Below are 26,474 nucleotides of genomic sequence, written 5' to 3'. Positions count from 1 at the left end.
AAGGCTACAGCTAATCTGACGGATAGTCAGCTATGGGGTCGCGAGGAGGGGCGGGCGATGGTCGAGGGCGGACACGAGGTCATGGGCGCGAACGGTTCCGACGGCGGGGTCGAGGGCCGGGCCGAAGGCGGGCCCCGGGGCGGGGCCGGTTCGGTGCCGGGCGCCCGAACCGGCCCGGGCGGTGCTTCCGCGGCCGGATCCTCCGACGGCCTCTACGGCCGCGGTGACCTGCGCTGGGGCAGTGTCGCGGGGCTCGTGCGCGACGCCGCCGGCCGGTACGCCGACCGCGAGGCCGTCGTCGACGGCCGTGTGCGGATCAGCTACGCCCAGCTCGGCGACCGCGTCGAACGCGCCGCCGCCGCCTGCCTCGCGGCCGGGATCGAACCCGGCGACCGGGTCGCCGTCTGGGCGCCCAACACCCTGGAGTGGATCGTCTCCGCCCTCGGGGCCGTCTCCGCCGGCGCCGTCCTCGTCCCGCTCAACACCCGCTTCAAGGGCGCCGAAGCGGCCTGGGTCCTGGAGCGCAGCCGGGCCCGCCTGCTCTTCGTCACCGGCACCTTCCTCGGCACCTCCTACGTGGCCTCCCTGCGCCGCGCCGCCGCCGAAGGCCCCGGCACCGGGCCGCTGCCCGGACTGCCCCACCTGGAACAGGTCGTCGTCCTCGCCGAGGACGCGCCCGCGTCCTTCCGCACCTGGAAGGAATTCCTCACCGCCGGCGACGCCGTGCCCGAAGCCCGGGTCCGCGAGCGGGCGGCCTCCCTGCGCCCCGACACCCCCTCCGACATCATCTTCACCTCCGGTACCACCGGCAGCCCCAAGGGCGCCGTCATCACCCACGCCCAGACCCTGCGCTGCTACGACGTGTGGAGCGAGCTCGCCGGACTGCGCGAGGGCGACCGCTACCTCATCGTGAACCCGTTCTTCCACACCTTCGGCTACAAGGCCGGGATCATCGCCTGCCTGATGCGCGGCGCCACGATGGTCCCCCAACCCGTGTTCAACGTGGACACCGTCCTCGCCAACGTCGCCGCCGAGCGGATCTCCGTGCTCCCCGGCCCGCCCACCCTCCACCAGTCCCTGCTCGACCACCCGCAGCGCGAGCAGCACGACCTGTCCGCCCTGCGGCTGGTCGTCACCGGCGCGGCCGTCGTCCCGCTCCAGCTCGTCGAGCGGCTGCGCGCCGAACTGCGCATCGCCACCGTCCTGACCGCCTACGGACTCTCCGAGGCCAGCGGCATCGTCACCATGTGCCGTCGCGGCGACCGGCCCGACATCGTCTCCGCCACCTCGGGCCGGGCCATCCCCGGCACCGAACTGCGGATCGTCGGACCGGGCGGGGACCCCGAACCGGTGGGCACGGCCGGCGAGGTGTGGGTGCGCGGCCACCACGTCATGCGCGGCTACTTCGAGGATCCGCAGGGCACCGCCCGCGCCATCACCCCCGAGGGCTGGCTGCGCACCGGGGACGTCGGGGTGCTGGACGCCGAGGGCAACCTGCGCATCACCGACCGCATCAAGGACATGTTCATCGTCGGCGGGTTCAACGCCTACCCCGCCGAGATCGAGCAACTCCTCGGCCTGCACCCCGACATCGCCGACATCGCCGTGATCGGCATTCCCGACGCCCGGCTCGGCGAGGTCGGCAAGGCGTACGCCGTCCGCCGGCCCGGCTCCACGCTCACCTCCGAGGACCTCATCGCCTGGTCCCGCCGGGAGATGGCCAACTACAAGGTCCCCCGGGCCGTGGAGTTCGTCACCGAACTCCCGCGCAACGCCGGCGGGAAGGTGCTGAAGGCCCAGCTCAGAGCGCGCCCGCAACACGTCTGACCGGACCCGCCGGCCACCCGCGTTAGCCTGCACGGGTGAGCTCGCACCAAACAGCCGTACGGTTCCTCCTCGCGTCCCGCGTCCGGATCGCGATCGGAGCCGCGGCGGCGGCCGTGGCCCTGGCCGCCCTGGCCGTCGTCCTCCTGCCCGCCGACCCGCCGGGCGGGGACGCCGGCGACGGCCCCGCCGGACGGCGCGGGAACGGCCTGACGGCCGCGCTCTCCGCGCCGTTCAGCGCCTTCACCGAGGGCTACGACTGCTACCGGATCCCCACCCTCACCACCACCAAGGGCGGTGCGCTGCTCGCCATCGCCGAGGCCCGCACCGCCGGCTGCGACGACATCGGCGACATCGACCTCGTCCTGAAGCGCTCCACCGACCACGGCCGCACCTGGGGGCCCATGGAGGTCGTCCGCGGCGCGGGTGACCCCGGCGCCTACGGCAACCCCGTCCCGGTCGTGGACTCCGCCTCCGGCCGGATCTCCCTGCTGCACGCCTACAGCGCCTGGGCGTACGACGACACCGGCACCCGCGTCCGCGGCCCCCGCGAACTGCGCCTGGCCCACAGTTCCGACGACGGCGCGAGCTGGAGCGCCGACCCCCATCCGCAGCCCCACCTCAAAGCCCCCGACTGGGCCTGGATCTCCGTCGGACCCGGCCACGGCATCCAGCTCACCCCCACCGCACCCGACCGGCCCGGCCGCATGGTCGTCAGCGCCGACTACCGCACCGAGTCCAACGAGTCCGGCGCCCAGCTCCTCTACAGCGACGACGGCGGCCTCAGCTGGCTTCCCGGCGCCCGCTGGGGCGCCCCGGAGGGCACGCCCGCACCCAACGAACCCGCCCTGACGCAGCTCCCAGACGGCCGGATCTACGTCAACGCCCGTTCCACCGCCACCTGCGGCACCTCGGACCACCGCGTGTCCGCGCTCGTCGACGACGCCTCCGCACCCGAGTTCCCGGCCCCCGGCTTCATCCCCGTCGCCGGCCTCACCGCCCCGCCCGCCTCCGGCTCGCTCCTCCAACTACCGGGCGGACCTTTGCTGTTGTCGGTGCCCAGTCGGCCCGGCGCCGAGTTCTCCGACCGCTGGACGCTGGCCGTACGCACCTCCACCGACCAGGGCCGCACCTGGTCCACCGACGGGGCCGTCGTCCTGCGCGAACGCGCCGGCTACTCCGACATGGCGGTGCTGCCCACCGGCGAGATCGGCATGCTCTACGAGACCGCCAACGGCACTCCGCACGGCTACGTCAAGTTCACCGCCTTCACCCCGCGGGCGCTGGCCGCCGCCGGCGAGGACCTCACCCCGCGCCTCACGCCCGACGCCGGCCCGTACCGCAACCACGCCGTCGTGCACGGCGGCCCCCGCCTCGGGAACCGGCCCGACGGCGGGAAGAGCATGCGCTTCGACGGCAAGGACGACTTCCTGCGCCTGATCGACTGCCCCGACGAACTCCGTCTGGGCGAAGGTGACTTCGCCGTCGCCGCCTGGGTCAAGTACAAGACCCGCGGCCAGGACCGGGACAGCGGCGCCCGACAGCCCCTCGTGTGGGGCTACGGCCAGGGCCCCGACGCCAAGCAGTTCCGCATCGAGGCCGATCCGGCGACCGGCCGCCTCGAAGGCACCCTCAACGGCGGCGCCGGACCCGTCACCGTGGCATCCCGCGACGCCGTCGACGACGACGCCTGGCACCACGTCGTGTTCCAGCGCGAAGGCGGCCGGCTCCAGCTGTCCGTCGACGACGACGCCCCCGCGGTCATCGAACAACCCCCCGGCCGGCTCGATTTCCGCCCCACCGGCGCCTTCACCATCCACCTCGGCACGCAGCCCGACCAGAAGGCCTTCTACGCGGGAGCCCTGGACGACGTACGGATCTACGGACGGGCCCTGTCCGACAACGACCGGGCCCGGCTGCGCACCGGCAGCGACGTCAGCGACCAGGAACGGGTGCGGCTGACCTTCGACCGGATCGGCTGATCAGCCGGCCGGTGTCCCGGCACGCCGGGCCAGCACCAGGCGCCAGCGCGGGGTGCCGTCCGGCCGCCGCCCGAAGTGCTCCAGCGGGACCGTCCCCACGCCGAAGCCCGCCGCCGTCAGGTCGGCGCGGACCGGGCCGAACGGGAACGTGCGGTAGTACATGACGAACGGTGGCCGCCACACGGCGTTGCGCACCCGCATCACCGCGTCGAAGCCGGCGACCGCCCACCACGCCGGGGAGCTCGGCGGGATCGGGGCGCCGATCGGGAAGGCGAAGAGACCGCCGGGGCGCAGGGCGCGGTGCACGCCGGCGAACAGGGCGGGCCGCTCGGCCGGCAGGAAGTGGCCGAAGGCGCCGAAGCTCACCGCGAGGTCGTAGGAGTCGTCGAGCGAGCGCGGCGGCGCCAGCGCGTCGGCCCGTACGAGGTCCACCCCCTCGGGGTGCGCCCGCGCGGCCTCCGCCAGCATGCCCGCGCTGAGGTCGATGCCCGTGACCCGGTCCCGGCACAGCCGGCGCAGCATGGGCAGTCCGGCGCCTGTGCCGCAGCAGATGTCCAGCCCGGAGCCGAAGGAGCCCTCGTGCTGGGCCAGCGTCTCCTCGACGGCGTCGAGCATCCGGTCGGGGGTGCGGAACGGGGTCGCGTCGAACTTCGGCGCGAGGAGGTCGTAGCCGCGCTCGACGGAGGAGAGGGCCTGCACGGCCAGTTCGCCCAGGCTCGGGCCCTGTGAGGTGAACACGCCCCCACCTTAGGGCGTGTCCGCGCGGGGGCCACGGCGTGGCGGTCCGGGGTCGGTGCGGCTCCGCGGGCGGCCGGTGCCCCGACACGGGTGTGCGGCGACCGCGGTGGTCCCCCTCCAGGCCACCGCGGCCGCCGTTCCCCCGTATTGAGCCCCCGTACGTTTTCCCCCGTACGTCCCCCACGTCCCCCGTGGGGTTGCTCCGCACGTCCCCCGTACGTCCCCCGTACGTCGTGCGGTCGTGCCCCGTGCGTCGCCGCTACGGGCGTGTGCCGGACGCGTGGTTGTCCAGCGTCACGATCTCCTCGCCGCCGGCCTCGCCCGTGGTGTCGGGCGGCTGCTGCGCCGGCGGTTCCACCGGCGGGGCCGGCGGCTTGCTGCCGATGCCCGAGGCGTGGTTGTCGAGCGGTCTGATGTCATCGTCGAGCGGCGAAGCGTTCTCGTTCGTCGTCATCGGGTCTCCTGATGGTGGGTCGGGCCCGTTCGGCGATTCCCCCGTGGCCGCCGAACGGGTGGTCCTCCAACGTCGACCCGGGTGCTCCCCCCGGTGCTCCGGGTCGATGAACCCATCGTGCCGGGCGGCGATAAACGAACGATGAACGCCGCGTCCATCCGGCGAAAGACCAGGTGGGCGCCGGTCAGGCGGCGACCTCCGTCGCCAGCAGGGCCCGTACTTCGGCCAGTTCGGCGGACCCCAGCTGAGCGAAGACGGTCTCCGCGTCCCGCCAGCAGGCCCGCGCCCGATCGGCCTGGCCGAGGGAGCGCAGCGCCTTCCCCAGGACGGTCAGCACCGTCGCCCGGCGCCACTCCCCGCCGATCCCGCGCAGGGCGATGGCCTGCTCGGCGTGTTTGGCCGCCAGCGTGGGCCGCTGCGCCGCCAAGTGGGCTTCGGCGAGCCGGAAATGGGTCACGCCCGCCCACAACGGCTGCCGGTTCTCGTGGAACAGCGACAGGGCCTCGCCGAGCTGCGACAGGGCCTCGGTGAGCCGGCCCGCCTGGGTGAGCGCGATGCCCAGCGCGTAGCGGCCGTTGGCCAGGCGCAGGGTCAGGCCCATCCGGTCGTAGACGGCGATGCCCTGCTGCGCGAGGTCGATCGCGCTGGACAGCCGGCCCAGCCCGACGTGGATGCGGGAGAGGTTGCACAGGGCGCTGGCCTCGCCGATGCGGTTGCCGTCGGCCCGGAAGTTCTCGATGGCCTCCAGCAGGTAGCGCTCGCCGTCCGCGTACCGGCCCTGGTAGAGCGCGATGATCCCGCGGTCGTTGGGCGCCCAGCAGCTCGGCAGCGGGTCCCCGGCCTCGCGGGCCAGGTCCATGGCTTGCCGGGCCTCGTCGTCGGCCTCCGCGAACCGGCCCGTGAACAGGTGGACCATGGTCAGGGTGGTGCGGGCGCGGCCCTCGGCCCGCGGGTCCCCGGCCGTTCGCGCGGCCTCGCGCAGGGTCAGGGCGGCGGACTCGTACTGCTTGGAGTTGGCACCCGACTCGGCGAGGTCCTTGGCCGCCCACAGCAGGTCCACGGCCCGGCGCAGGGCGTCGGTGCGCCGGCCGTGTGCCCGCGCCGCGTCCGCCGGCCCGCCTTCGGTCCGGCCGGGCTCCGGCCGCCCGCCTTCGGCCTGCGCGCCGGCGCGTACGGCGGCCTGGCGCACGCAGGCCAGCAGCGGGCCGGCCTCGGCGAACAGCCAGTCCAGGGCGGCGCGCGGTTCGGCCAGGACCAGGCCGGGGTGACGGGTCGCGGACAGGTGGGCCGGGAGCCGGTCGCCGGGGCGCTCCAGCGCGTACACCCGGGAGGCGGTGGCCAGGTAGAAGTCCAGGAGCCGGTCGAGGGCGTCGTCCGGTGCGGTCGGGGACTGCTCGTCACGGTCGGCGCAGGCACGCGCGTAGAGGCGTACGAGGTCGTGGAAGCGGTAGCGGCCGGGCGCGGCCGACTCCAGCAGGGAGCAGTCGACGAGGGCTTCCAGGAGGTCCTCGGTGTCGTGCTCGGGCAGGTCGAGGACGGCGGCGGCGGCGCGCAGGGAGATGTCCGGGCCGTCGGCGAGGCCGAGGAGGCGGAAGGCGCGCTGCTGGGCGGGTTCGAGCTGGCCGTAGCCCAACTCGAAGGTGGCCTTGACGGCCAGGTCCCCGGCCTGGAGTTCGTCGAGCCGGCGGCGCTCGTCGGCGAGCTTGGCGGCGAGGACGGAGACGGTCCACGTGCGGCGGGCGGCGAGCCGGGAGGCGGCGATGCGGATGGCGAGCGGCAGGAAACCGCAGGCGCAGACGACGTCGAGGGCGGCCTGCCGTTCGGCGCCCACCCGTTCGCCGCCCACGATCCGGGTGAACAGCTGTAACGCCTCGTCGGGGCTCATCACGTCGAGGTCGACGAGGTGCGCCCCGGCGAGCCCCGACATGCGGACCCGGCTGGTGACGAGGGTGGCGCAGCCGGCGGTGCCCGGCAGCAGCGGGCGGACCTGGGCGGCGTCGCGGGCGTTGTCGAGCAGGACGAGGACGCGGCGCCCGTCGAGGAGGGAGCGGTAGAGCGCGGCCCGTTCGGCGGGGGAGTCGGGGATGGAGCTGTCGGGGGCGCCGAGCGAGCGCAGGAAGCAGCCGAGGACGGCTTCGGGTTCGACGGGGCGGGGGTCGGTGCCCTGGAGGTCGATGTAGAGCTGGCCGTCGGGGAAGTACGGCCGGGCGGCGTGGGCGACGTGCACGGCGAGGGTGGTCTTGCCGACCCCCCCTATGCCGGCCAGCGCGGAGACGGCCATGACCTCGCCCCCGGCCCCGGCGAGGATGTGCCCGAGCTCGCTGACGAAGGCCGCCCGACCGGTGAAGTCCGGCACGGTGGCCGGCAGTTGCGCCGGGCGTACGGCGACGGGGGCGGCGGCCGGCGCCGGGTCCTCGGCGCGGGCCAGCTCGGTGTCGGCGCGCAGGATCCGCTGCTGGAGGGCGGCGAGCTCGGGGCGGGGGTCGACGCCGAGTTCGTCGGAGAGCAGCCGGCGGGTGTCGGCGTAGACGGCCAGGGCCTCGGCCTGCCGGCCGCTGCGGTACAGGGCGAGCATCAGCAGCTCGCGCAGCCGCTCCCGCAGGGGGTGCGCGGCGGTGAGGGCGGTGAGCTCGGAGACGGCCTCGGCGTGGTGGCCGACCTCCAGGTCCAGGTCGAGTCGGGCCTCCAGCAGCTGGAGGCGCCATTCGGCGAGCCGGGTCCGCTCGGTCTCGGCGTGCGGGCCCGGGACCCCGGCGAGGGGTTCTCCGTCCCACAGGTCCAGGGCGCGGCCGAGCAGGGTCAGGGCCAGGGTCCGGTCCCCGGCGCAGCGGGCCCGGTCGGCGTCGGCGGCGAGGCCGCGGGCGATCCCGAGGTCGAGGGCCTCGGGGTGGCGCAGCCGGATCGCGTAGCCACCGGCGTCGGTGACGAGCAGCCCGGGGTCGAGGACCTTGCGCAGCCGGGAGGCGTAGGTGCGGATGGTGGCGAGGGCCTGCTGGGGCGGGTCCTCGCCCCAGATGGCGTCGATCAGCTCGGGCGCGGTGGCCGTGCGGCCGTCGCGCAGCAGCAGGGCGGCGAGCAGGGCGCGCTGCTGGGGGCTTCCGGAGGGCAGCGCCTCCCCGCCGCGCCAGGCCCGGACGGGCCCGAGGACGGCGAACCGGTCGTCGCCGGAGACGGGTTCGGGGGCGGCTCCGCGGGCTGCGGCGGCTTCGCGGGAGGGTTCGCGGGAGGGGGCGACGAAGGGGACGGGGATGGGGGAGGGGGTGGAGGTGGAGGCGGACGGCGCGGGGCCGACCGGGCCGGAGGTCGTCCGGGCTGCCTCGGGGTGGTTCCGCTGGTGCGGGATGGCCGGTATGCCGTCCATCGGTCGTCCCCCCTGCCTTCCGTCGTTTGAGGGCCAGTCTGCCCTGTCTTGCGCGTACACGTCAGTCCGCAGAGGACCGATCCGCCGCCAACTAGCTGACGGTTCGTCAGATCAGCGCTACGGTGGGAGGCATGGAGACCTTCCCGAAGATCATCTCGGTGGACGACCACACGGTGGAGCCCCCGCACGTCTGGCGGGACAGGCTCCCGTCCAAGTACCGCGACATCGGCCCCCGGATCGTCCGCGCCCCCCTGAAGGAAATGACCTTCCTGGGCGGCAAGTTCGCCCCCGTCATGGGCGCCCCCGGTGACGACGGACCCGTCGGCGACTGGTGGGTGTACGAGGATCTGCACCGGCCGCTCACCCGCCTCGACACCGCCGTCGGGTACGACCGTGACGAGATCAAGCTGGAAGTCATCACCTACGACCAGATGCGCCCGGGCTCCTTCTCGGTTCCCGAACGCCTCGCGGACATGGACGTCAATCACGTCCAGTCCGCCCTCTGCTTCCCGACCTTCCCCCGCTTCTGCGGCCAGACCTTCACCGAGGCCAAGGACCGCGAGCTCGGCCTGCTCGGGGTACGGGCCTACAACGACTGGATGGTGGAGGAGTGGTGCGGCCCCGAAGCCCGGGGCCGACTGATCCCGCTGACCCTCGTCCCGCTGTGGGACGCACGCCTCGCCGCCGCCGAGGTCCGCCGCAACGCGGCCCGCGGCGTGCGCGCCGTCGCCTTCTCCGAGATACCCCCGCACCTGGGCCTGCCGTCCGTCCACACCGACGACTGGGACCCGTTCCTGGAGGCGTGCAACGAGACCGGCACGGTCATCGCCATGCACATCGGCTCCTCGTCGCGGATGCCGTCCACCTCGGCGGACGCCCCGCCGGCCGTCGGATCCACCATCACCTTCGCCAACTGCTGCTTCTCGATGGTCGACTGGCTGATGAGCGGCAAGTTCGAACGCTTCCCCAACCTCAGGATCATGTACGCCGAGGGGCAGATCGGATGGATCCCCTACATCCTGGAGCGCGCGAACGTGGTCTGGGAGGAGAACCGCGGCTGGGGCGGGGTCGCGGACAAGGTCCTGCGCCCGCCGTCGGAGCTGTTCGCCGAGCACGTCTACGGCTGCTTCTTCGACGACGCGTTCGGCCTGAAGAACCTGGACTCCATCGGCGTCGGCAACGTCCTCTACGAGACCGACTACCCCCACTCGGACTCCACCTGGCCCAAGTCCCGCGAGGTCGGCGAAGCCCAGATGGGCCACCTGGACCCGGACGTGGTGGACCGCATCGTCCGCGGCAACGCGATCGACCTGCTGGGGCTGACCCCGGACGGGCTGTGGGCGGGTCCGGGGGCGTAGCGGGCTCGGGGGAGGGGCGGGCCGGCCGGGCCGCAGAAACGATATCTCTTGACGTAGATCTTGATATCGTTTAAGCGTGGTCGGTCCGGCCCGCCCCTGACGGAAGAGGTTCCCCATGGCCAGAACCGTGATCGACGTCAACGACGACCTGCTGGCGGAGGCCGCGAAGATCTTCGGCACGAAGACGAAGGTCGCCACGGTGAACGCGGCCCTGGAGGACGCGGTCAAGCGCCGCAAGCGCGAGTCCTTCTTTGCCCGTCTCGCGGAAGGCCGGCTGCCGGACCTGACGGGTCCGGTGGACCAGCCCGCGGTTCCGCCCGCACCTTCCCCCCAGGTCGAGCAGGACAAGGCGGCATGAGCGCACGTTTCCTCATCGACAAGTCCGCCTTGGCCCGCTACCCCAAGCCGGTGGTGCGAGCGGTTCTCGACCCCTTGCACACCTCGGGTCTCCTGGCGCTGTGCGGTGCGATCGAGCTGGAGGTGTTGCACAGCGTCAGGAGTCCGAACGAGGCCCGGGAGATCCGCGAGGAGCTGCGCGGATTCGACTGGCTCGCCACGTATGACGAGGCCTGGGACCGTGCCGTCGCGGTCCAGGCCCTGCTCATGGACGCGGGGACCTGGCGGGCGCTGTCCGTCGCCGACTTGATCATCGCGGCGACTGCCGAGCTCCACGGAGCCACCGTCCTCCACTACGACGGCGACTTCGACATGATCGCCGCGGTCACCGGCCAGCCGATGCGCTGGGTCGTCCCCGCCGGCACGGCGGACTGACCCCCTCGGGGGTGTCGGTCGGCGGCCGGGTGCCGGCCCGTCGTGGGGCGGCCGTTCCGGCCCCGACGACGGGAACGCGCCGGCCGGCCACCTCCGATCTTGCACCTCGGGCCGCCCCCGGGGCATGCTTCGCCGGGGCAAAGCGGGGAGGGATCGTGGCGGTGGACAAGAGGACCGTGGTGACTGCGGTGCTGTGCGCCTTGGCGGCGCTGGGCGCCTCCGCGGCGGTGGCCGAGTTGGCGCCACCACCCGAAGCGGCCGCGCCCGCGCGGGCCAAGGCGGCCACGCCCTCGGGTGCGCCTTCGGGGACCCCGACCGGACCGTCGCGATCGCAAGCATCGAAACCGTTGCTGTCGGACCAGCTGCCGCCCGCCGTGACCCCGCAGCCCGGTGGCCCCGCCGCCTACACCGGCGCCCTGTTCACCGGCGGCCTGGACGGCCAACACTTCTGCACCGCGACCGTGGTCCGGAGCCCCGGCAGGAACCTGATCGTCACCGCCGGACACTGCCTCCTCGCGGGCAAGCAGCGCGACAGCGCCGGCGGAGCCGTCTTCGCACCCGCGTACGCGAACGGCGTTGCTCCGTACGGCACGTGGAAGATCGAAGAGGTCTTCGAGGACGACCGCTGGGCCGAGGACACGAACGACGACTACGACCTCGCCTTCGCCCGCCTCGCCCCCGACGAGAAGGGCCGCTCCATCGAGGACGTCACCGGCGCCGCCGCCCTGGACGCCTCCGGCCGCGCCGGCGAGGAAGTCACGGTGACGGGCTATCCGTCCGACCGCAAGGTGCCGCGTACCTGCACGTCGACCACCGTCCGACTGAGCCCGACGGAACAGCGCTTCGACTGCGCCGACTTCCCGGGCGGCACGAGCGGCAGCGCCTGGATCAGCCGCGACAGCAAGATCATCGGGATTCTGACGGGCGGCGACACCGACGACGTCTCGACCAGCACCGTCCTGGGCGACTACGCCGCCCAGCTGTACAAGAAGGCCACCACGAGCGGCTGACCCGGGCGACGCCTGCCGGGAGCCGGGAGCCGGGAGCCGGGCCGGGCTCGGTGCGGCGCCCACCGGCGCGGCGCGGGTCGGGTCGGCCGGGCGCGCGCGACGGCGCCGCCGCTCAGGCCAACAGGCCGAGGTGGACGGGCTCCAGGGTCCGGCCGGAGAGCAGGTTCGGCAGCAGCGGCGGCCAGAGGGGCTCGCCCAGGCCGGCCAGACGCTCCGGGGAGACCCACTGCCAGTGGATGTCGGGGGCTTCGAGCACGGGTTCGCGGGTCGGGCCGGTGGTGACGTACACGTACTCGTGCTGGCGGACCGGCACGCCCTGGTGGGTGAAGTCGTGCTCCCAGGTGCACAGCAGCCGCTGCGGCTCCAGATCGGTCCACCCGGTCTCCTCGCGCAACTCGCGCCGCACGCACTCCTCGGGCGTCTCGCCCGGCTCGATCCCCCCGCCCGGCGGCAGCCAGTGGATGCCGACCTCGATGTTGTTCTCCCGGAACAGGAACACGGATCCGCTCGGGGAGAGAACGACAATGCGGGCTGCCCGACGTGGAGTTCTCATCGCTTCAGCGTAAGGGCGGGGGCTCGGGAGGAGGGAGGGGTGTGCGGGGGCGGGCGCCGGTGCCCGCCCCCGCCCCCCTACCCCGCCTGGAGCGCCAGCGTCGGGGAGAGGCGGGCCGCGCGGACCGCGGGGTAGAGGCCGGCCAGGGTGCCGATCGCCAGGGTGGCGGCGAAGCCGCCCGTCACGGCCCAGAGGGGGACCACCCAGGGGAGGTCGCCCGCTCGGGCGTAGACGGCCGTGGCGGCCCCGCCCAGGGCGATGCCCGCGAGGCCTCCGAGCCCGGACAGGAGGAGGGATTCGGTGACGAACTGGATCCGGATCTGTCCCTTCGTGGCGCCGAGCGAGCGGCGCAGGCCGATCTCGTGCCGGCGTTCCAACACCGAGATGATCATGGTGTTGGCCACCCCGACCCCGCCCACCAGGAGGGCGATGCCGCCCAGGCCGAGCAGGAGGGTGCTGAAGGCGCCCTCGGTGGCGGCCTTCGCCTGGAGCGCGGCCGACGGGTCGGTCACCGAGACCGCGCTCGGGGTCTTCGGGTTCGCCGTTCGGGCGATGAGGTCGCGGACCTCCGCCACCCGGTCGTCCGCCGAACGTTCGTACACCGCCGTCGGGTTGCCGTCGAAGCCGAGGAGTTCCTCCGCCGCCGTCCAGCCGACCAGGGCCGCGCGTTCGATCTCCGGGGCGAGCGGCACCGGTTCCAGGATGCCGGTCACCGTGAAGTACCGGCCGCCGATGAAGACCTGCTGCCCCGGCGCGGTGATGCCCAGCCGCTGCGCCGAGACGTGTCCGAGGACCACCGCCGGGTAGCGGCCGGTGGCGCCGTTCAGCCAGGCGCCGCTCCCCGTGCGGGCCCGCAGGGTGCCGAGCAGGTCGTCCTTGGCGGCCTTGACCGCGATCCCGCCCGTTTCGCCGGCCGGGATGTTCTCCGACCGACGGACGGACTGCGCCACGTCACCGGTCGTCCCGACCGACAGGACCCCGTCGATGCGGCCGATCATGGCGGGGGCGTCCTGGGGGAGGGTGGTGTCCTGACCCGTGAACATGCCCTGTCCCGGGGTCGCGACGAGCATGTTCGTCCCGAGCTTGTCGAGTTCGCGCAGCAGCTTGGCCTGGCTGGACGAGGAGATCCCGACCACGGCGATCATCGTCGCGATGCCGATCGCGATGCCGAGCGCCGACAGGAACACCCGCATGGGCCGTGAGCGCAGCCCCGCCGAGCCCGTGTGCAGGACGTCCCGCGGGGTGAGCCGGGGCGGGGTGAGCCGGGCGCGCCGGCCCGCTCGGTTCCTCGTACGGGAGCCCATCAGGCGGCCTCCGTCCCGGACGGGTTCCACAGGTCGGCGACGATCTCGCCGTCCCGGATGCGGACCTGGCGGGGCAGGCTCGCCGCGATCTCGTTGTCGTGGGTGATCACGGCGATGGTGGCCCCGTCCTCGTTCAGTTCGCGCAGCAGCTCCATCACCGACCGGCCGGACGCCGTGTCCAGGGCGCCGGTCGGTTCGTCGGCGAGCAGCAGGTCGGGCCGGCCCGCCACCGCCCGGGCGATGGCCACGCGCTGCTTCTGCCCGCCGGACAGTTCGTGCGGCCGGTGGTCCGTACGGTCGCCGAGGCCGACCCGCTCCAGGGCGGCGGCCGCGCGGCGGCCGCGTTCGGCGCGGGAGAGCCCGGAGTAGAGCAGGCCCTCGGCGACGTTCGCGAGGGCGCTGAGGCCCGGTACGAGGTGGAAGGACTGGAAGACGAACCCGACGTGGCGCGAGCGCAGCGCCGACAGGGCCCGGTCGGACAGGGCCGCGACGTCGTGACCGGCGATGGCGACGTGGCCGGCGGTGGGCCGGTCCAGGGTGCCCACGATGTGCAGCAGGGTGGACTTGCCCGAGCCGGACGGGCCGACGAGGGCGAGGAGTTCCCCGTTCATGACGGTCAGGTCGATGCCGCGCAGGGCGGTGACCCCGCCGGGGTACTCCTTGGTCACCCCGGCCAGTTCGACGACGGGGTGTGCGTGGGGGGCCCTGATGCGGTCGGCCCCGTCGGCCCGGATCGCCTCGGTGATCGGTTCCGTCACAGCTTCGGCACCCCCACCCGCATGCCCTCCTTGAGGGCGTCGCCGGTCACCTCGACGCGGCCGTTGCCGAACATGCCGAGCTCGACCTTGACGTCGCGGGTCCGGCCGTCCTCGACGACCTGGACGCCGAAGCCTCCGCCGGGCAGCGCCAGCAGCGCGTTGACCGGTACGGACAGGACGCCCTTGCGGGTCTCGCCGGTGAGCCGCACCGACACGGGGGACTGGTCGGGGCCCTTGACGTCGCCGGGGCTGTCGAAGGTGACGCTCACCTCGACCTTGGCCTTCTTGTCGCCGCCGCCCGCACCACCCCCGCCGCCCCCGCCCCCGCCACCGCCGCCGCCCGAGCCGCCGTTCGGGTCGTCGGCGCCGGCCGTGCCGCCGACGGCGTCGATCCTTCCGGTGGCACTGGAGCCGCCGGGCAGCCGTACGGTCACCTTGTCGCCGATCCGCGCCGCTTCCGCCTTCGCCGCGTCCAGTTGGAGGCGGGCGATCCGCTCGGTCCCGGTCACGGTCAGCACCGGCTTGCCCGGTCCGGGCTCGTCGCCGACGGCCGAGTCGTTCCGCTTGATGCGCTGGGGGCCGCTCGCGAAGGCGATGTCCTCCTTGGCGACCTCACCCGTCTCCGGCACCTTGTGGGCCTTCTGCCAGCGCTTCACCGCAGCCGTCGTCCCCGTGGTGAAGGTGCCGTCCGAGGCGTCGAGACCGGTGCCCCAGCCGAGGGCCATCAGGTTCCGCTTGAGCTGTTTGACGTCGTCGCCCTTGTCGCCCGCCTTCAGCGGCCGGTACATGGGCGTGGCCCCGTACATCAGCCGCACGGGCTTCCCGTTGATCTCGTACAGCCTCGCGTCCCGCTCGACCGCCGAGCCCTCCGGGGAGGTCCAGGTCAACACGCCCGGACCGGGGGCGCTCAGCTTGCGTTCCTGCGCGTAGCCGAGGGTGCCGTCCACCTGGAGGCCCGCGCTGAGGTCGCCGCGCTGCACCGGCGCCGTGGCCGGCGGGAGGCCGTCGGCGCGTTCCTGTCGTTCGCCGTCCCGCGGGGGCTGGGCGAGGACGGCGTACCCGCCGCCCGAGACGGCCAGGACGACCGCCAGGGTGCCCATCAGCCACCTGCCGCGCCGGGCCATCAGGCCGCTTCGCACTTCTTCTGGGCCTCCTCGAAGGCCTTCTCCTGTCCCTTGGGGATCTCGATGCCCGTCTTCATCCCGCCGGACAGGTACTCGGGGTCCTTGAGGTCCACGCCGTTCTTGCGCATGCACTGGATCCAGCGCAGTTCCTTGTCCTTCTCCTCCTGCGTGGGCTCCTTGCCGGCGCCGGGGGCGTTCATCCCGCAGGCCTTCATGGCCTCTTCCATCTTCTGCGGGTCCGCGCCGCCGCCGACCGTCATGCCGTTCGGGTTCTGGCCCGGCTCGGGGTCGGGCGCGTCGATGCCGTGCTCGCGCAGGCACTGGCGCATCTTCACGGCCGCGTCCGCGTCGGCCCCGCTGTTGGTCTTCCCGCCGCCGCCGCTCGCGGAGCTGCCCTTGCCGTCGCCGTCCTTGCCGTCGCTCCCGCCGGACGTGCCGCCGTTCGTGCAGGCGGTGACGAAGAGGGTCAGGCCGGTCAGCGCGGCGGCCGTGGTCATGGTCAGGGATCGCTTCATGGGCCCGAGCGTGCGGGAAAAGGGGATTTCGCTTCCTTCTCGCAGTCCGCTTACAACGGCGAAATGTTCTCCTCCTGTAGAGAGGACGCCATGCGAGTTCTGGTGGTGGAGGACGAGGCGTTCCTCCGGGAGATGATCGCCGAGGGGCTGCGTCGTGACGCGCTGGCCGTCGACGAGGCGGCCGACGGCCTGGAGGCGCTGAACCGCCTGCGGCTGGGGGACTACGACGTCCTCGTCCTGGACCGCGACCTGCCGGGGCTGCACGGCGACGAGGTCTGCCGGCAGGTGGTGCGCGAACGGCTGCTGACACGGGTGCTGATGCTCACCGCCTCCGGGACCGTCCGCGACCGGGTGGAGGGCCTCGGTCTCGGCGCCGACGACTACCTCACCAAACCGTTCGCCTACGACGAACTCCTCGCCCGGGTCCTGGCGCTCGGCCGGCGCGCGCGGCCCGCGCTGCCGCCGGTCCTGGAGCGGGCCGGGATCGCCCTGGACACGGCCCGCCGTTCCGCCGGCCGCGACGGGCACCGGCTGGCGCTCTCGCGCAAGGAGTTCGCGGTGCTGGAGGCGCTGCTGCGCGCCGAGGGCGCCGTGCTGAGCAGCGACGACCTGATCGAGCGGGTGTGGGAGGAGGGCACGGCCTACAGCACGAACGCGGTCCGGGTCACCCTCAGCAAACTGCGCGCCAAGCTGGGCGAGCCGCCGCTGATCGAGACGGTCCCGGGCGCGGGCTACCGGATCACCGGTCCGCGATGAGAGCGGTGCTCCATTCCGAGCGCGCCCGTCTCACCGCGCTCTACGGCACGCTGCTGGTGCTCGCGGGCGGCGGACTGGTCGCGCTGGTCAACGTACTGCTGCGCAAGGGGCTCGGTTCGCGGGTCAACGGCGCCGTCACCACCGTGATGCCCGGGGTACCGGTCCGCGCCGGGGATCCCCTCCCGGACGGGACGGCCTTCGTACCGGCCCAGAAGCTGCCGCCCGGCGTCGCCCCGACCGAGGCGCAGCTCGCGCGGTGGGCGGCGACGAAGAACGTGTCCCGCGCCGCCGAACAGGCCGCGCTGCACGAGCTGACGGTGGTGTCCCTCATCGCGCTGGCGCTGTTCGCGGTGCTGTCGGTGTGGTTGGCCTGGTGGATGGCGGGCCGGGTGCTGCGCCCCGTCGGGGTGATCACCGAGAAGGCGCGTCGGCTGTCGGGGGCGAACCTGCACGAGCGGATCGCCCTGCGGGGGCCGCCGGGTGAGCTGAAGCGGCTGGCGGACACCTTCGACGGGATGCTCGACCGGATGGAGGGCCTGGTCACGGCGCAGCGCCGGTTCGCCGCGAACGCGGCGCACGAGCTGCGTACGCCGGTCGCGGTGCAGCGGGCTGCCGCCGAGATCGGCCTGGCGGGGGATCCCGGGCCGCAGAAGGTGGCCCGGATCCGGGAGCGGCTCATCGCGGTGGCGGATTCCAGCGAGCACCTGATCGAGTCGCTGCTGCTGCTGGCGGTCTCCGAGGAGGGCCTGGAATCGGTGGAACCGGTGGACCTGGCGGCGCTGGCGGACACGGAACTGGCCGCGGCCTTCCCGTCCGGCGGGTCGGCCGCCGCGCCGGGGGAGGCGGCGGACGCCGCCCCGACCGTCGTGCGGGACCTCGCGCCGCTCACCGTGAGCGGGGACGGGGCGTTGCTCGGGCACCTGGTGCGGAACCTGTTGGCGAATGCCGTACGTCACAACCGGGCGGGCGGCCGGGTGGCCGTGGCGACCTCCGCCGCCGGGGTGTTGACGGTGTCGAACACCGGTCCGCAGATCGCGGCGGCGGACGTGCCGCGGCTGTTGGAGCCCTTTCGGCGGCGGGCCGAACGGCGCCATACCGCTGGTGAGGGCGCCGGTCTGGGCCTGTCGATCGTCGCCTCGATCGCGCGGGCGCACGGCGCGGAGCTGCTCGCGGAGGCGAATCCGGAGCCCGACGGCGGGTTGACGGTACGGGTCCGCTTTCCGGTGGCACCGGGGCCCGGGAGGCCGGGCGTTCGGCGGGTCTGAAGATCACCTGATGTACGGTCGGTTCAATGAGCAAGCACGCCCGAGCCCGCTCCCGCACCCGTACGCGCTCGTCCGCCGCAGGCCGACCGCAACGGGCCGTCACCGTTGCCGCGTTCCTGGGACTGTTGGCCTTCGGCGCCGGTTGGCTGTACGCGCTGCACGAGCCGCCCGGCGCGCCTGCCCCGCAGACCCGCTCGGACGCGCGCCCGCAGACCGCCGACCGGGCGGCGCGCACCGTGCAGCGGACCGACCCCTTCCAGGGGCTGACCGGCATCAGCGCGGACACCCGCGCCCGGATCCCGGCGGACTCCCGGCAGCTGGTGCTGGTGACGGGCAAGGCCAAGGACTCCTCGGAGTCGGCCGTCGCCCTGTACACGCGGCCCGCGCCGGGTGCGGACTGGACGCGGTCCGCGCAGTGGGCGGGCCGCAACGGCGCCAAGGGCTGGTCCACGGAGCGCTCCTACGGGGACCTGACGTCCCCGCAGGGCGTGTTCTCCCTCACCGACGCGGGCGGCCTGCTGGCCGCCCCGCCCGGCACCCGGCTGCCGTACGACCGGGACGCCGCGTTCGTCGCGTCGGGCCGGGGTGTGAACGGCGAGTCCCTGGCGGGTTCCTTCGACTACGTCGTGGCGATCGACTTCAACCGCAAGCAGGGGGTGTCCCCGCTGGATCCGGAGAAGCCGGACGGCGAGGGCAAGGGCGGCAACATCTGGCTGCACGTGGACCACGACGGCCCCTCGCAGGGTTGCGTCGGCATCCCGAAGGACGCGATGCAGACCCTCCTCACGACCCTTGACCCGGCGGCGAAGCCGGTCATCGCCATGGGCCCCGAGGGCTTCTGAGCGGAGGGACGGGCCGGGTGCGTCGTCGCGCGACGACGCACCCGGCCCGTCCGTTTTCCGCTCCGTCCCCGCTCCGCGCCCGCCCCGACCCGCCGCCGCGCCGAGCCCGCGCACCCCGGACGCGGACACCCCCGCGGGCACCCCCGCCTCCACCGCGCCCCCGCCGCCCCTCTTGCCTGACGGACCGTCAGCTACGACGATGGCCCCGCAGCCCCCGGGCGCGCCGACGGCGCGCTCCGCCGGCGCGCTCCGCCGTGCGCTTCGCCGTCCGGGTCGACAGCGCGTCGGGGCGGACGACCGGCGGACGACCGGCAGACGAAGGCGAGGCGGGTCCGGCATGACACGCGTGTTTCCGGAAGGCCGGCTGGTGTACGGGATGCAGCTCCCGATCCAGTCGCAGAGCACCATCTACGCCGAACCCTGGGAGGCCTCCGCCGGCGCGGTCGACCTCGCCGAGGTGGCCCGCGCCGCGGACCGGTCCGGCTTCGGGTACGTGGCCACCTGTGACCACGTGGCCATCCCGCGGCGCCTCGCCGGCCCCATGAGCACCATCTGGTACGACCCGGTGGCCACCTTGGCCTTCCTCGCCGGGATCACCGAGCGGGTGCGGCTGCTGAGCCACGTAGCGATCGTCGGCCTGCGCCACCCGCTGGTCACCGCCAAGCAGTACGCGACGCTCGACCACCTCAGCGGGGGCCGGTTGATCCTCGGGGTCGGGGCCGGTCACGTTCAGGAGGAGTTCGAGGTCCTCGGCGTCGACTTCGAGCGCCGCGGCGCGGTGCTCGACGAGACCTTGGACGCCCTGCGCGCCGCCCTGGGCCCCGAGGAGTACCCGGAGTTCGAGGGCGAGCGGTTCTCCTTCCGCGACCTCGGCCAGTTGCCCCGGCCCGCCCAGGCCCGGATCCCCGTGTGGATCGGCGGCTCCTCGCCCGCCGCGGTGCGCCGGGCGGCCGTGCGAGGCGACGGCTGGCTCCCGCAGGGGGACCCGAGGGAGAAGATCCCGGCACAGGTCGCCCGGATCCGCGAACTGCGTGAGGCGGCCGGGGTGAGCGGCCCCCTGGAGATCGGCGCGATCACCGAGGCGCTCTACGTCGGCGAGCCCGGCTGGGACACCGGCCGGCGGGCCCTCACCGGCAAGGCGGAGGCGCTCGCGGAGTCCCTCCGCGCGTACGCGGCCCTCGGCGTGGACCAGATCCAGGTGCGTTTCCGCAGCCGCGACCGGGACGAACTCGTGGACCAGATCACCGCTTTCGGGGCCGAGGTGGCCCCGCTCCTCAACGACTAGGGGCACACGCATGGGCAAGCTGGACGGGCGCGTCGTCATCATCACCGGTGCGGCGCGCGGGCAGGGCGAGCAGGAGGCGCGGCTCTTCGCCGCCGAGGGCGCCAGGGTGCTGCTGGGCGACGTGCTCGACGAGCAGGGGGCGGCCGTCGCCAAGGAGATCGGGGAGGACCGGGCGCGCTACGTCCGGTTGGACGTGAGCCGCGAGGAGGACTGGGCGGCGGCGATCGCCGCCGCGAAGGAGGCGTTCGGGCCGGTGAGCGGCCTGGTCAACAACGCGGGCATCCTGCGGTTCAACGAGCTGACGGCGACCCCGTTGGAGGAGTTCCAGCAGGTCGTCCAGGTCAATCAGGTCGGGGCCTTCCTCGGCATCAAGACGGTCGCCCCGGAGATCGAGGCGGCCGGCGGCGGGACCATCGTCAACACCTCCTCGTACACGGGCCTGACGGGCATGGCGTACGTCGGCACGTACGCGGCGACCAAGGCGGCGATCCTCGGCCTGACCCGGGTGGCGGCGCTGGAGCTGGCGGCCAAGGGGATACGGGTGAACGCCATGTGCCCGGGCGCGGTGGACACCCCGATGGCCAATCCGGGCCTGCTGGACCCGGCCGGGATCACGGACGAGGCCAGGGACGCGATGGCCGAGCTGTACAAGCGGGTCGTGCCGCTGGGTCGGGTGGGGCGGCCGGAGGAGGTGGCCCGGCTGGCGCTGTTCCTGACCGGCGAGGACTCCTCGTACATCACCGGCCAGCCCTTCGTCATCGACGGCGGCTGGATGGCGGGCGTCAGCATCCTCTAGCCCCTCCCCAGCGCATCTGATGGAGCGTCAGGTATTGACGCTCACGCCCCGGCGGTGGAACAGTCGGGACATCGAATCTGACGCAGCGTCAGAAATCAAAGGACGGTGAACCCCCTTGGAATTCGGGCTCTTCGTGCAGGGATACGTGGCCGAGTCACGGTCCAGGGTCGACCCCGAGGCAGAGCACAAGGCGCTGATCGAGGAGACCGAGTACGTCATCCAGGCCGACAAGTCGGGCTTCAAGTACGCCTGGGCCTCGGAACACCACTTCCTGGAGGAGTACTCCCACCTCTCCGCGAACGAGGTGTTCCTCGGCTACCTCGCGCACGCCACCGAGCGCATCCACCTCGGCTCCGGCATCTTCAACCCCCTCGCCCCGGTGAACCACCCGGTGAAGGTCGCCGAGAAGGTCGCCATGCTCGACCACCTCTCCAAGGGCCGCTTCGAGTTCGGCACCGGCCGCGGTGCCGGCAGCCACGAGATCCTCGGCTTCCTGCCCGGCATCGAGGACATGAACGGCACCAAGGAGATCTGGGAGGAGACCATCGCGGAATTCCCCAAGATGTTCCTCCAGGAGGAGTACGAGGGGTTCCAGGGCAAGCACTGGTCGCTGCCGCCGCGCAAGATCTTCCCCAAGCCGTACGGCAAGGCCCACCCGGCCATGTGGTACGCCGCCGGCTCCCCCTCCTCGTACGCCATGGCGGCGAAGAAGGGCCTCGGCGTCCTCGGCTTCAGCGTCCAGAAGGTCTCCGACATGGAGTGGGTGCTGGAGCAGTACAAGACGGCCATCCAGGAGGCGAAGGCCATCGGCGCCTTCGTCAACGACAACGTCATGGTCACCTCCACCGCGATCTGCGCCGAGACCCACGACAAGGCCGTCGAGATCGCCGTCAACGCGAACATGAACCGCTTCCAGTCGCTGGTCTTCCGCTACCACGACACCTTCCCGCGGCCCGAGGCGATACCGCAGTGGCCCGAGCTGCTCCCCGAGTACAACGCGGAGATCATCGAGCTGCTCATCGCCGAGGAACTCATGATCTGCGGAGACCCCTCCGAGGTCCTCCAGCAGTGCAAGCGCTGGGAACAGGCCGGCGCCGACCAGTTGTCCTTCGGCCTGCCGACCGGGGTCTCGTACGAGGACACGATGAACACCATCAAGCTCCTCGGCGAACACGTCATCCCCGAGATCGACACCGACCCGATCCACCGCACCACCCGCTTCCGCGAGGCCGCCGGCTCCTGACGGCACCCACCGCACGGGGGCGGCGTCTTCCCGGACCGCCGCCCCGCACCGGCCCCGGCCGGAGGTCGCCACGGGGCCGCGGCCGGCCCGGCGACCTCCGGCCGGGGCAGCGGCGCGCACGCCGCACCCCGCCGGGGGCGGCAGCGCGCCACGCGCACCCCGGCGCCGGCGGCGCGCTCCGCGACCACACCGCACCCGCTGAAGGGACGCCATGCTCGACCACCTGATCAAGGGCGCCACCGTCGTGGACGGCACCGGCGCCCCCGCGCACGTCGCCGACGTCGGCATACGGGACGGCCGGATCGCCGCCATCGGCGCCCCCGGCACCCTCACCGAAGAGGCCCGCACCACCGAGGACGCGACCGGCCTCGTCCTGACCCCCGGCTTCATCGACCCGCACACCCACTACGACGCCCAACTGTTCTGGGACCCGTACGCCACGCCCTCCATGAACCACGGCGTCACCACCGTCGCCGGCGGCAACTGCGGCTTCACCCTGGCGCCCCTCAACCCGGACCGCCCCGAGGACGCCGACTACACCCGCCGCATGATGAGCAAGGTCGAGGGCATGGCCCTCAAGGCCCTCGAAGAAGGCGTCGACTGGACCTGGTCCACCTTCGGCGAGTACCTCGACGCCCTCGAAGGCCGCATCGCCGTCAACGCCGGCTTCATGGTCGGCCACTGCGCCCTGCGCCGGCACGTCATGGGAGCCGACGCCGTCGGCGGACAGCCCACCCCCGAGCAACTCCAGCAGATGCTCGACCTCTTCCACGACGCCATGAACGCCGGCGCCTGGGGTCTGTCCACCACCCAGTCCTCCACGCACTCCGACGGCGCCGGCGCCCCCGTCGCCTCCCGGCACGCCGGACCCGCCGAACTCCTCGCGCTCTCCCGCGCCGTCGCCGACCACGAAGGCACCCAGCTCGAAGCCATCGTCGCGGGCTGCCTCGACCAGTTCTCCGACGAGGAGATCGACCTCTTCGTCGACATGAGCGCGGCCGCCGGCAGGCCCCTCAACTGGAACGTCCTGACCATCGACGCCTCCGTCCCCGAACGCGTCCCCCGCCAGCTCATCCCCAGCGCCCGCGCCCGCAAGGCCGGCGGCCGCATCGTCGCGCTCACCATGCCGATCCTCACCCCGATGAACATGTCGCTCGGCACCTTCTGCGCCCTGAACCTCATCCCCGGCTGGGGCGACGTCCTCGGGCTGCCCGTCCCCGAACGGATCGCGAAGCTCCGCGACGCCGACGTACGCGCCGAGATGCTGCGCCGCGCCGACAGCAAGGAGGCCGGCGTCTTCCGGCGCCTCGCCAACTTCGGCCGCTACGTCATCGGTGACACGTACAGCAAGGAGAACGAGGGCCTCTCCGGCCGCGTCGTCAACGACATCGCCGCCGAACGGGGCCTGGACGCCTTCCACTGCCTCGTCGAGATCTGCGCCAACGACGACCTGCGCACCGTCCTGTGGCCGATGCCCACCGACAACGACCCGGCCAGCTGGACCCTGCGCGCCGAAACCTGGCAGCACGAGGACGTCATGCTCGGCGGCTCGGACGCCGGCGCCCACCTGGACCGGATGTGCGGCGCCCCGTACACGACCCGTTTCCTCGGGGACTGCCTGCGCGGCCGCAAGCTCGTTCCGCTGGAACAGGCCGTCAAGATGCTCACCGACGACCCCGCCCAACTCTTCGGGCTGCGCGAACGCGGTCGCGTCGCCGAGGGCTGGCACGCCGACCTGGTGCTGTTCGACCCCGAACGCATCGAGGCCGGACCGGCCACGCTCGTGCACGACCTGCCGGGGGACAGCCCGCGCCTGGACGCGCGGGCCATCGGCATCGTCTCCGTACGCGTCAACGGCGTGGAGACCATCCGCGACGACGCGGTGACGGGCGCCGTCCCCGGCACCGTGCTCCGTTCGGGCCGGCACACCAGGACGGTGAGCACCCGATGAGCACGACGCCCCGCGCCACCCCGTCCGGCGCCCCGGACCGGACGCCCCAGCGGCTCTACATCGGCGGCGACTGGGTCGAGCCCGCCGGCGGGCACTACGAGGTCATCAACCCGGCGGACGAATCCGTCGTCGGCCTCGCGCCCGAGGCCGGCCGCGCCCAGGTCGCGGAGGCCACGCGCGCGGCGGCGGAGGCCTTCGGCGCCTGGTCCCGTACGACGCCCGAGGCGCGGGCGGCCATCCTCGACCGGGCCGCCGACATCATGCAGCGGGAGTACGAACCCTGGGCGGCCCTCGCGCAGTCCGAGACCGGGGCGCCCACCGGCATCGCCCGCGGCATGCAGGTCGGCGTCGGGGTGTCACGGTTCCGGCGGTACGCCCGGGGCGCCCTGGAACCCGTCGAGAAGGCGCTGCCGCCGCAGGTCACCGAGGCCGGACCGATGGGGAGGGCGGCCATCCTGGGCGCCCTGGAGGTCCGCCGGCCCGTCGGGGTCGTCACCTGCGTCACTTCGTACAACAACCCCTGGGCGAACCCGGCGGGCAAGGTCGCCCCGGCCCTGGCCATGGGGAACACCGTCGTGGTGAAGCCGGCGCCGCAGGACCCGCTGTCCGTGTTCAAGATGGCCGAGGCGCTCCACGAGGCCGGGGTCCCCGCCGGCGTCGTCAACGTGGTCTGCGGCACGTCGGTGGAGGTCGGCGAGGCCGCCGTGGACTCCCCGGACGTGGACATGGTCTCCTTCACCGGCTCCACCGCCGTCGGGCAGCGCATCGCCGAGGTGTGCGGCCGGACGATGAAACGGCAGCTGATGGAGCTCGGCGGCAAGGGCGCGGCGATCGTCCTGGACGACGCCGACCTGGACTCCGCCGTCATGGGCATCGGCACCACCTTCTCCTTCTACAGCGGGCAGATCTGCACCGCCCCGACCCGGGTGATCGTGCACCGGTCGGTGTACGCGCAGCTCGTGGAGAAGTTGACCGGCTACCTGGCCTTCATGAAGGTCGGCGACCCGGCCGAGCGCGGCACGGTCGTCGGCCCCGTGATCTCGGCGGCGCACCGCGACCGGGTGGAGTCGTACGTCGAACTCGGCCGCAAGGAAGGGGCCCGGATCGTCCACGGCGGGGAACGCCCCGTGGTGGGGGCCGGCCGGGGCTTCTGGGTGGCGCCGACCCTGCTGGTGGACTGCACGAACGACATGCGCGTGGTGCGGGAGGAGATCTTCGGCCCGGTCGTGGTGGTCGTCCCCTTCGACGGCGGCGAGGACGAGGCCGTCGCGCTGGCCAACGACAGCGATTTCGGGCTGCTGTCCTACGTCTGGTCCGGGGACTCGGCGCGCGCCTTCCGGGTGGCGGGGCGGCTCCGGGCGGGCGGCGTCGGCATCAACACGATCGGCCGGAACATGGAGGCGCCGTTCGGCGGCTTCAAGCAGTCGGGCGTGGGCCGGGACGTGGGCTCGTACGCCCTGCACGCCTACAGCGAGGTCCAGTCGATCGTCTGGCCCGGCTGAGGCCCGCCGACCGGGGGCCGTCCGCATGAGCGTGCCCCCGGTCGACACCCCGGGTGGGGAGGGGGAGCATGGGAAGGGCGGGGCCGTCCGGCCTTCAGGTTGCCGCCGGAACGCAGCGATGACCGGGGGTTCGGGGAAGCGTTCGCATTCGCGTCCGCCCCGGGCCGCAGCTCTGTGCGCCTCGGCAAGTCTGTGCCCGGGCGACGAGCGGAGACGGCGTCCGGCGACCCGTCCCTCCCGCCAGTCCCTGATGGGAGCACCTCATGCATGTGTCCACCAGACGCGCTGCGATCTCGCTCGTCGCGTCCTCACTCGCTCTGTCCGGCGGTCTCGCCTTCGCGCAGACCGCCCAAGCGGTGCCCGCCGCGAGTTGCACGGTCACGCCATCGGCGAACGGCGTCACCATCACCGGTGAGGGCTTCACGGCTCCCCGGAAACTCAACGACGGCAACACCACCCAGTCCTTGAACATCGTGGGAGGGTCCTTCTCGGTCAACCGCACGCAGAAGAACGCCGACTACACCGTCCTCGCGGGGCAGGAGGGCCAGAACTTCGCGTTCGTCAACTGCAAGAAGGTGGCGGGCAAGACCGGCGGCGGAGCCCAGGGCAATGTCCAGGGCAACGTCCAGGGCAAGGCCCAGGGCGGAGGAGCCCAGGGCAATACGCAGGGGAACGTCCAAGGCAATACGCAGGGGAACGTCCAGGGCAACGCGCAGGGGAACGTCCAGGGCAATGTCCAGGGCAACGCGCAGGGCAACGTCCAGGGCAACGCCCAGGGCAATGCCCAGGGCAACGCCCAGGGCAATGCCCAGGGCAACGTGCAGGGCAACGCGCCCGGCGGCGGTGCTCAGGGCAACGTGCAGGGCAACGTGCAGGGCAAGGCCGAGGGTGGCGGGGCTCAGGGCAATGCCCAGGGCAACGTGCAGGGCAACGCGCCCGGCGGCGGTGCCCAGGGCAACGTGCAGGGCAACGTGCAGGGCAAGGCCGAGGGTGGCGGAGCCCAGGGCAATGCCCAGGGCAACGTGCAGGGCAACGCGCCCGGCGGCGGAGCCCAGGGCAACGTCCAGGGCAACGTGGGGTAG

The 26,474-nt window shown here is 73.3% G+C and carries 23 protein-coding genes; 15 read left to right on the top strand and 8 right to left on the bottom strand.

What is annotated here, in order from left to right; translation table 11 throughout:
* Positions 1 to 57: 57 nt before the first annotated feature.
* Both ACFY0I_RS16575 and ACFY0I_RS16570 read left to right on the top strand, forming a co-directional pair.
* Positions 58 to 1,827, top strand: coding sequence for a FadD3 family acyl-CoA ligase (locus ACFY0I_RS16575; protein ID WP_388895625.1), 1,770 nt, complete (start codon positions 58 to 60; stop codon positions 1,825 to 1,827).
* A gap of 35 nt (positions 1,828 to 1,862) precedes the next feature.
* The gene (locus tag ACFY0I_RS16570; RefSeq protein ID WP_388895623.1) at positions 1,863 to 3,806 is read left to right on the top strand and encodes an exo-alpha-sialidase; all 1,944 of its coding nucleotides are present in this window, start codon (positions 1,863 to 1,865) and stop codon (positions 3,804 to 3,806) included.
* Here the strand turns inward: ACFY0I_RS16570 and ACFY0I_RS16565 are convergent, their stop codons facing one another.
* From ACFY0I_RS16565 to ACFY0I_RS16555, 3 genes are all read right to left on the bottom strand, one after another.
* Positions 3,807 to 4,544, bottom strand: coding sequence for a class I SAM-dependent DNA methyltransferase (locus ACFY0I_RS16565; RefSeq protein WP_388895620.1), 738 nt, complete (start codon positions 4,542 to 4,544; stop codon positions 3,807 to 3,809).
* Positions 4,545 to 4,803: 259 nt separating this feature from the next.
* Positions 4,804 to 4,998: a hypothetical protein gene (locus tag ACFY0I_RS16560; protein WP_388895617.1), complete on the bottom strand. Its 195-nt coding sequence runs from the start codon at positions 4,996 to 4,998 to the stop codon at positions 4,804 to 4,806.
* Between the two features lie 184 nt (positions 4,999 to 5,182).
* Positions 5,183 to 8,359: a BTAD domain-containing putative transcriptional regulator gene (locus tag ACFY0I_RS16555; RefSeq protein ID WP_388895614.1), complete on the bottom strand. Its 3,177-nt coding sequence runs from the start codon at positions 8,357 to 8,359 to the stop codon at positions 5,183 to 5,185.
* 131 nt (positions 8,360 to 8,490) lie between these two features.
* Between ACFY0I_RS16555 and ACFY0I_RS16550 the strand changes: the two genes are divergently transcribed.
* The 4 genes from ACFY0I_RS16550 to ACFY0I_RS16535 all read left to right on the top strand — a co-directional run bounded on the left by ACFY0I_RS16550 (position 8,491) and on the right by ACFY0I_RS16535 (position 11,498).
* Positions 8,491 to 9,717 carry an amidohydrolase family protein gene (locus tag ACFY0I_RS16550; RefSeq protein WP_388895612.1) on the top strand — a complete coding sequence of 409 codons (1,227 nt, stop codon included), beginning with the start codon at positions 8,491 to 8,493 and terminating at the stop codon, positions 9,715 to 9,717.
* Positions 9,718 to 9,832: 115 nt separating this feature from the next.
* The gene (locus ACFY0I_RS16545) at positions 9,833 to 10,075 is read left to right on the top strand and encodes a type II toxin-antitoxin system VapB family antitoxin (protein WP_388895609.1); all 243 of its coding nucleotides are present in this window, start codon (positions 9,833 to 9,835) and stop codon (positions 10,073 to 10,075) included.
* A complete protein-coding gene (locus ACFY0I_RS16540; RefSeq protein WP_388895606.1) occupies positions 10,072 to 10,488 on the top strand; it encodes a PIN domain nuclease in 417 nt (138 codons plus the stop codon). The genes ACFY0I_RS16545 and ACFY0I_RS16540 overlap by 4 nt, the downstream gene beginning before the upstream one ends.
* Before the next feature lie 161 nt (positions 10,489 to 10,649).
* Positions 10,650 to 11,498: a trypsin-like serine peptidase gene (locus ACFY0I_RS16535; RefSeq protein WP_388895603.1), complete on the top strand. Its 849-nt coding sequence runs from the start codon at positions 10,650 to 10,652 to the stop codon at positions 11,496 to 11,498.
* Positions 11,499 to 11,610: 112 nt separating this feature from the next.
* Here ACFY0I_RS16535 and ACFY0I_RS16530 read toward each other — a convergent pair whose 3' ends face one another.
* From ACFY0I_RS16530 to ACFY0I_RS16510, 5 genes are all read right to left on the bottom strand, one after another.
* Positions 11,611 to 12,051: an NUDIX domain-containing protein gene (locus ACFY0I_RS16530; RefSeq protein WP_388895600.1), complete on the bottom strand. Its 441-nt coding sequence runs from the start codon at positions 12,049 to 12,051 to the stop codon at positions 11,611 to 11,613.
* A 77-nt stretch (positions 12,052 to 12,128) separates the two neighbouring features.
* Positions 12,129 to 13,355, bottom strand: a complete 1,227-nt coding sequence (locus ACFY0I_RS16525) for an ABC transporter permease (RefSeq protein WP_388895598.1) — start codon at positions 13,353 to 13,355, stop codon at positions 12,129 to 12,131.
* A complete protein-coding gene (locus tag ACFY0I_RS16520) occupies positions 13,355 to 14,089 on the bottom strand; it encodes an ABC transporter ATP-binding protein (RefSeq protein ID WP_388896220.1) in 735 nt (244 codons plus the stop codon). Before ACFY0I_RS16520 ends, ACFY0I_RS16525 begins: the two co-directional genes overlap by 1 nt.
* A 20-nt stretch (positions 14,090 to 14,109) precedes the next feature.
* Complete coding sequence (locus ACFY0I_RS16515) at positions 14,110 to 15,252, bottom strand: peptidoglycan-binding protein (protein WP_388895595.1); 1,143 nt, start codon at positions 15,250 to 15,252, stop codon at positions 14,110 to 14,112.
* Positions 15,237 to 15,752, bottom strand: coding sequence for a hypothetical protein (locus tag ACFY0I_RS16510; RefSeq protein WP_388895592.1), 516 nt, complete (start codon positions 15,750 to 15,752; stop codon positions 15,237 to 15,239). Before ACFY0I_RS16510 ends, ACFY0I_RS16515 begins: the two co-directional genes overlap by 16 nt.
* A 90-nt stretch (positions 15,753 to 15,842) precedes the next feature.
* Between ACFY0I_RS16510 and ACFY0I_RS16505 the strand changes: the two genes are divergently transcribed.
* The 9 genes from ACFY0I_RS16505 to ACFY0I_RS16465 all read left to right on the top strand — a co-directional run bounded on the left by ACFY0I_RS16505 (position 15,843) and on the right by ACFY0I_RS16465 (position 26,474).
* On the top strand, positions 15,843 to 16,508 hold the full coding sequence (locus ACFY0I_RS16505; protein WP_388895590.1) for a response regulator transcription factor: 666 nt from the start codon (positions 15,843 to 15,845) through the stop codon (positions 16,506 to 16,508).
* Positions 16,505 to 17,773 carry a sensor histidine kinase gene (locus tag ACFY0I_RS16500; protein WP_388895587.1) on the top strand — a complete coding sequence of 423 codons (1,269 nt, stop codon included), beginning with the start codon at positions 16,505 to 16,507 and terminating at the stop codon, positions 17,771 to 17,773. The genes ACFY0I_RS16505 and ACFY0I_RS16500 overlap by 4 nt, the downstream gene beginning before the upstream one ends.
* A gap of 26 nt (positions 17,774 to 17,799) precedes the next feature.
* Positions 17,800 to 18,615 carry a hypothetical protein gene (locus ACFY0I_RS16495; protein ID WP_388895584.1) on the top strand — a complete coding sequence of 272 codons (816 nt, stop codon included), beginning with the start codon at positions 17,800 to 17,802 and terminating at the stop codon, positions 18,613 to 18,615.
* 337 nt (positions 18,616 to 18,952) lie between these two features.
* Complete coding sequence (locus tag ACFY0I_RS16490; RefSeq protein WP_388895581.1) at positions 18,953 to 19,900, top strand: LLM class F420-dependent oxidoreductase; 948 nt, start codon at positions 18,953 to 18,955, stop codon at positions 19,898 to 19,900.
* A 10-nt stretch (positions 19,901 to 19,910) separates the two neighbouring features.
* A complete protein-coding gene (locus ACFY0I_RS16485) occupies positions 19,911 to 20,696 on the top strand; it encodes an SDR family NAD(P)-dependent oxidoreductase (protein ID WP_388895578.1) in 786 nt (261 codons plus the stop codon).
* A gap of 115 nt (positions 20,697 to 20,811) precedes the next feature.
* Entirely contained in the window at positions 20,812 to 21,939 is a 1,128-nt protein-coding gene (locus tag ACFY0I_RS16480) for an LLM class flavin-dependent oxidoreductase (RefSeq protein ID WP_388895575.1), read from the top strand.
* Positions 21,940 to 22,150: 211 nt separating this feature from the next.
* Positions 22,151 to 23,890 carry an amidohydrolase family protein gene (locus tag ACFY0I_RS16475; protein ID WP_388895572.1) on the top strand — a complete coding sequence of 580 codons (1,740 nt, stop codon included), beginning with the start codon at positions 22,151 to 22,153 and terminating at the stop codon, positions 23,888 to 23,890.
* Positions 23,887 to 25,392, top strand: coding sequence for an aldehyde dehydrogenase family protein (locus ACFY0I_RS16470; RefSeq protein WP_388895569.1), 1,506 nt, complete (start codon positions 23,887 to 23,889; stop codon positions 25,390 to 25,392). The genes ACFY0I_RS16475 and ACFY0I_RS16470 overlap by 4 nt, the downstream gene beginning before the upstream one ends.
* A 263-nt stretch (positions 25,393 to 25,655) precedes the next feature.
* On the top strand, positions 25,656 to 26,474 hold the full coding sequence (locus ACFY0I_RS16465) for a hypothetical protein (RefSeq protein ID WP_388895566.1): 819 nt from the start codon (positions 25,656 to 25,658) through the stop codon (positions 26,472 to 26,474).

This window comes from Streptomyces sp. NPDC001568 (genome assembly GCF_042893755.1).
In the GTDB taxonomy this organism is placed as follows: Bacteria; Actinomycetota; Actinomycetes; order Streptomycetales; family Streptomycetaceae; genus Streptomyces.
This window is presented reverse-complemented; position numbering and strand designations above follow the sequence as displayed.

Excerpts from the sequence above, each read along its gene's own strand:
- ACFY0I_RS16575 (WP_388895625.1), top strand. The coding sequence starts at position 58 with ATGGTCGAGGGCGGACACGAGGTCATGGGCGCGAACGGTTCCGACGGC.
- ACFY0I_RS16525 (WP_388895598.1), bottom strand. The coding sequence starts at position 13,355 with ATGGGCTCCCGTACGAGGAACCGAGCGGGCCGGCGCGCCCGGCTCACC.
- ACFY0I_RS16490 (WP_388895581.1), top strand. The coding sequence starts at position 18,953 with ATGACACGCGTGTTTCCGGAAGGCCGGCTGGTGTACGGGATGCAGCTC.
- ACFY0I_RS16555 (WP_388895614.1), bottom strand. The coding sequence starts at position 8,359 with ATGGACGGCATACCGGCCATCCCGCACCAGCGGAACCACCCCGAGGCA.
- ACFY0I_RS16465 (WP_388895566.1), top strand. The coding sequence starts at position 25,656 with ATGCATGTGTCCACCAGACGCGCTGCGATCTCGCTCGTCGCGTCCTCA.
- ACFY0I_RS16550 (WP_388895612.1), top strand. The coding sequence starts at position 8,491 with ATGGAGACCTTCCCGAAGATCATCTCGGTGGACGACCACACGGTGGAG.
- ACFY0I_RS16545 (WP_388895609.1), top strand. The coding sequence starts at position 9,833 with ATGGCCAGAACCGTGATCGACGTCAACGACGACCTGCTGGCGGAGGCC.
- ACFY0I_RS16500 (WP_388895587.1), top strand. The coding sequence starts at position 16,505 with ATGAGAGCGGTGCTCCATTCCGAGCGCGCCCGTCTCACCGCGCTCTAC.
- ACFY0I_RS16505 (WP_388895590.1), top strand. The coding sequence starts at position 15,843 with ATGCGAGTTCTGGTGGTGGAGGACGAGGCGTTCCTCCGGGAGATGATC.
- ACFY0I_RS16485 (WP_388895578.1), top strand. The coding sequence starts at position 19,911 with ATGGGCAAGCTGGACGGGCGCGTCGTCATCATCACCGGTGCGGCGCGC.
- ACFY0I_RS16530 (WP_388895600.1), bottom strand. The coding sequence starts at position 12,051 with ATGAGAACTCCACGTCGGGCAGCCCGCATTGTCGTTCTCTCCCCGAGC.
- ACFY0I_RS16495 (WP_388895584.1), top strand. The coding sequence starts at position 17,800 with ATGAGCAAGCACGCCCGAGCCCGCTCCCGCACCCGTACGCGCTCGTCC.
- ACFY0I_RS16540 (WP_388895606.1), top strand. The coding sequence starts at position 10,072 with ATGAGCGCACGTTTCCTCATCGACAAGTCCGCCTTGGCCCGCTACCCC.
- ACFY0I_RS16470 (WP_388895569.1), top strand. The coding sequence starts at position 23,887 with ATGAGCACGACGCCCCGCGCCACCCCGTCCGGCGCCCCGGACCGGACG.
- ACFY0I_RS16475 (WP_388895572.1), top strand. The coding sequence starts at position 22,151 with ATGCTCGACCACCTGATCAAGGGCGCCACCGTCGTGGACGGCACCGGC.
- ACFY0I_RS16510 (WP_388895592.1), bottom strand. The coding sequence starts at position 15,752 with ATGAAGCGATCCCTGACCATGACCACGGCCGCCGCGCTGACCGGCCTG.
- ACFY0I_RS16560 (WP_388895617.1), bottom strand. The coding sequence starts at position 4,998 with ATGACGACGAACGAGAACGCTTCGCCGCTCGACGATGACATCAGACCG.